We start from the raw sequence: 2,956 nt of genomic DNA, 5'->3' as shown, positions 1-2,956 counted from the left end.
ATATTGATTATTATAATAATCAGAGAATTAAAATAAAATTAAAAGGATTAACTCCTGCAGAATACAGGAATCAATCCTTAAATTAAATATTAAATTTCATGTCCAAGAAAATGGGTTCACTACAAATTGTAGTCTTTTTTTATTTAATCTAAAGCTTCAAGCTTTATTTTTTTCTTGTTAATAAATGTAATTCTTAATTCTTTGTTTATTCCTGAATGGTTTTCAAACCAAATTCTTAAAGGTTTGTTTCCAATGACCCTTGCAATTTTAGTTGCATTGGCAGTTCTACTTATTCTACCAACAATAGTTTTTTTAGAGTCTAAAACAATATTTATAGGTACCTTATCATCTGAAACCAAATGAGAGTAACTAGTTTTTATGTTGAAAAATCCTCTTTCATAATAACTTTTAGTAAGTACAAAGATATAAGAAGGATGTTCTTTTTTAGGTTTAGCTTTAGTTGAACCTGGATTTTTAATTTCTTTTTTAATTTTTTCTTTTTCTGATTTCTTAATTGCACTTCTGTCTTTTTTTAGCATATTTTTTACTCTGTCTTTAATATTCTCTTGATTCCATAAAGGAGAGAAATCGTGAATCATTTTAGTTATATCTTCCTTTGAAAATTTAGTCATAAAACCAAAGAATTTTTTGTTTTTCATAGCATAAATTTCAATATTATTTTCTTGAAGTTCTTCTTTTAAAGAATTAACAATTTTTGAAAAATATTTTTGATCATCACCATCACTAGATAGCTTTTTTAAAAAAATTTCTAGAGAATCTTCAGCTAAAGAAATAAATTTCACAGATTCTCCTTGTGCAAAAGCAACTACAACATTAGTGTTTTTAGCTAAAGAATCTATTTCAAAATTTAATTCATTATCAACAAGACTCCATTTACCTATTTTTTTAAACCCTAATTCTAATAATTTTTTCATTTAAAGTCCCCCCCTCATATTAAAAATAAAAAGATCTACTTCTATAATATTACCTCATAATGCTTAAAAAATAAAGTAAAATTTAAAAAAAATCAATAAAAACATAAAAAAGAATTGAAAAAAGCAATATTTCAATAAAAAATAGAAATAAAATATAAAAATGAAATAATAGATATTGGATTTTCAATAGTTGATATAAATATAAAAATAGTGTAAAATCAAATGAAGATATAAAAATCTATAGGAGGAAATAAGTGATAATTGATAGAAAATTTGGAAAAGAACTGATTGAAAAATTAAAATCTCAAAACAAAAAAGTTGTATTTACAAATGGATGCTTTGATATTTTACATGTTGGACATTTAAGATATTTAAATGAAGCTAAAAAACAAGGGGATGTATTAATTGTCGGAGTAAATTCAGATGATTCAGTAAAAAGATTAAAAGGGGATACTAGACCTATAAATGGAGAAAATGACAGAGCTGAAATGCTTTGTGGTTTAAAACCAGTTGATTATACAGTTATTTTTAAAGAGGATACTCCTGAAAGATTAATAGAAGAATTACAACCGTCTATCCATGTAAAGGGTGGAGATTACACTAAAGATCAGTTACCAGAAACAAAAATAGTTGAATCTTATGGGGGAGAAGTAAGAATATTATCTTTTGTAGAGGGAAAATCAACAACAAACATTTTAAACAAAATAAAAAGATAATAATTAAAAAGTTATAAAAGGAAGGGTATATATGAAAAAAATAATGAGTTTTGAAGAAATTGATTTATTGGCAAAGAATCTTTCAAACTTTGTAAATAAAGGAGATGTAATAGCTTTAATTGGAAATTTAGGAACAGGGAAAACAACTTTTACACAAAAATTTGCTAAATCCTTAGGAGTTACAGAAAATTTAAAAAGTCCCACTTTCAACTATGTTTTAGAATATTTTTCTGGAAGATTGCCCCTTTATCATTTTGATGTATATAGACTTTCAGAGGCAGAGGAAATATATGAAGTAGGTTACGAAGATTACCTAAATAATGAAGGAGTTTTACTAATAGAATGGGCAGATATTATTAAAAGTGAGCTTCCAAAGGAATACATTGAAATACGTTTTGATTATAATGATGAAAATTCAAGAAAAATAGAGATAAAATATATAGGGAACGAAAAAAAAGAAAAGGAGATGTTATCTTATGTTAATTTTGGGAATTGATACATCAACAAACATAGGTAGTGTAGCGCTATACTCTACAGAAACTGGATTAGTAGGGGAAATGACAATAAATATAAAAAAAACACATTCAGAAAATATAATGGTGCAACTAGATAATCTTTTAAAAATAACAGGTACTCAAATGAAAGATGTGGATAAAATATCTGTAAGTACAGGGCCTGGATCATTTACAGGTATAAGAATAGGAGTTGCAGCAGCAAAGGGATTAGCATCCTCAGGGGACTTTAAAATAGCTGGAGTTAATGAACTAGATGCAATAGCTAGTATGTCAACAGACAATGATGTTGAAATTTGTTCTCTAATAGATGCAAGAAAAGAAAGAGCATACCATTGTTTGTATAAATATAATAATGGTTCTCTAGAGAGACTAGAAGAATATGCAGTTGGAGAATTAAGAGAATATTTAGAAACAAGACAGAATAAAAAAACACTTTATCTTGGAGATGGAGCAATAAAATATAAGGATCTAATCTGTGAAGTTGTAAATGAAAATGCAAAATTTGCCAAGAATTCTTTAACTTTACCAAGGGCGTCTATAGTTGCAGAATTATCAATTTCCAAGGAAGATAACCTATATACAATGGAACCTTTTTATTTAAGTAAAACTCAAGCAGAAAGACAAAAAGAAGAACAAGAAAGAAAAAATAAATAAAAGACCTTAAAATGTAGTGCACCCAAAATCTTAGACAAATAAGATGGAGGGTGCATTTCTTATGTCCAAATTAACAAATAAACAAAAAATAGAAATTTATGAAAGAAGGTTGAAAGGAGAAACAGTAAAATCTTTA

General features: G+C 26.5%; 5 protein-coding genes. 4 read left to right on the top strand and 1 reads right to left on the bottom strand.

Annotated features, from left to right (window positions below):
- Positions 1 to 2 precede the first annotated feature (2 nt).
- On the top strand, positions 3 to 86 hold the full coding sequence (locus GIL12_RS09875; protein ID WP_370456718.1) for an IS3 family transposase: 84 nt from the start codon (positions 3 to 5) through the stop codon (positions 84 to 86).
- 57 nt (positions 87 to 143) lie between these two features.
- Here the strand turns inward: GIL12_RS09875 and GIL12_RS09870 are convergent, their stop codons facing one another.
- Positions 144 to 935 carry a hypothetical protein gene (locus tag GIL12_RS09870; protein WP_163470306.1) on the bottom strand — a complete coding sequence of 264 codons (792 nt, stop codon included), beginning with the start codon at positions 933 to 935 and terminating at the stop codon, positions 144 to 146.
- A 254-nt stretch (positions 936 to 1,189) separates the two neighbouring features.
- Between GIL12_RS09870 and rfaE2 the strand changes: the two genes are divergently transcribed.
- From rfaE2 to tsaB, 3 genes are read left to right on the top strand one after another with little or no spacing between them, the layout of a single operon-like run.
- The gene (gene rfaE2, locus GIL12_RS09865) at positions 1,190 to 1,651 is read left to right on the top strand and encodes a D-glycero-beta-D-manno-heptose 1-phosphate adenylyltransferase (RefSeq protein WP_163470305.1); all 462 of its coding nucleotides are present in this window, start codon (positions 1,190 to 1,192) and stop codon (positions 1,649 to 1,651) included.
- Positions 1,652 to 1,682: 31 nt separating this feature from the next.
- Positions 1,683 to 2,147: a tRNA (adenosine(37)-N6)-threonylcarbamoyltransferase complex ATPase subunit type 1 TsaE gene (tsaE, locus tag GIL12_RS09860; protein ID WP_163470304.1), complete on the top strand. Its 465-nt coding sequence runs from the start codon at positions 1,683 to 1,685 to the stop codon at positions 2,145 to 2,147.
- Complete coding sequence (gene tsaB, locus GIL12_RS09855) at positions 2,128 to 2,820, top strand: tRNA (adenosine(37)-N6)-threonylcarbamoyltransferase complex dimerization subunit type 1 TsaB (RefSeq protein ID WP_163470303.1); 693 nt, start codon at positions 2,128 to 2,130, stop codon at positions 2,818 to 2,820. The genes tsaE and tsaB overlap by 20 nt, the downstream gene beginning before the upstream one ends.
- Positions 2,821 to 2,956: the final 136 nt, after the last annotated feature.

Origin of the sequence: Fusobacterium sp. IOR10 (assembly GCF_010367435.1) — a bacterium.
Taxonomy (GTDB): Bacteria; Fusobacteriota; Fusobacteriia; order Fusobacteriales; family Fusobacteriaceae; genus Fusobacterium_B.
Note: the sequence above shows the minus strand (reverse complement) of the source record. Positions and strands in the feature narration are given on the sequence as shown.

Excerpts from the sequence above, each read along its gene's own strand:
- tsaB (WP_163470303.1), top strand. The coding sequence starts at position 2,128 with ATGTTAATTTTGGGAATTGATACATCAACAAACATAGGTAGTGTAGCG.
- tsaE (WP_163470304.1), top strand. The coding sequence starts at position 1,683 with ATGAAAAAAATAATGAGTTTTGAAGAAATTGATTTATTGGCAAAGAAT.
- GIL12_RS09870 (WP_163470306.1), bottom strand. The coding sequence starts at position 935 with ATGAAAAAATTATTAGAATTAGGGTTTAAAAAAATAGGTAAATGGAGT.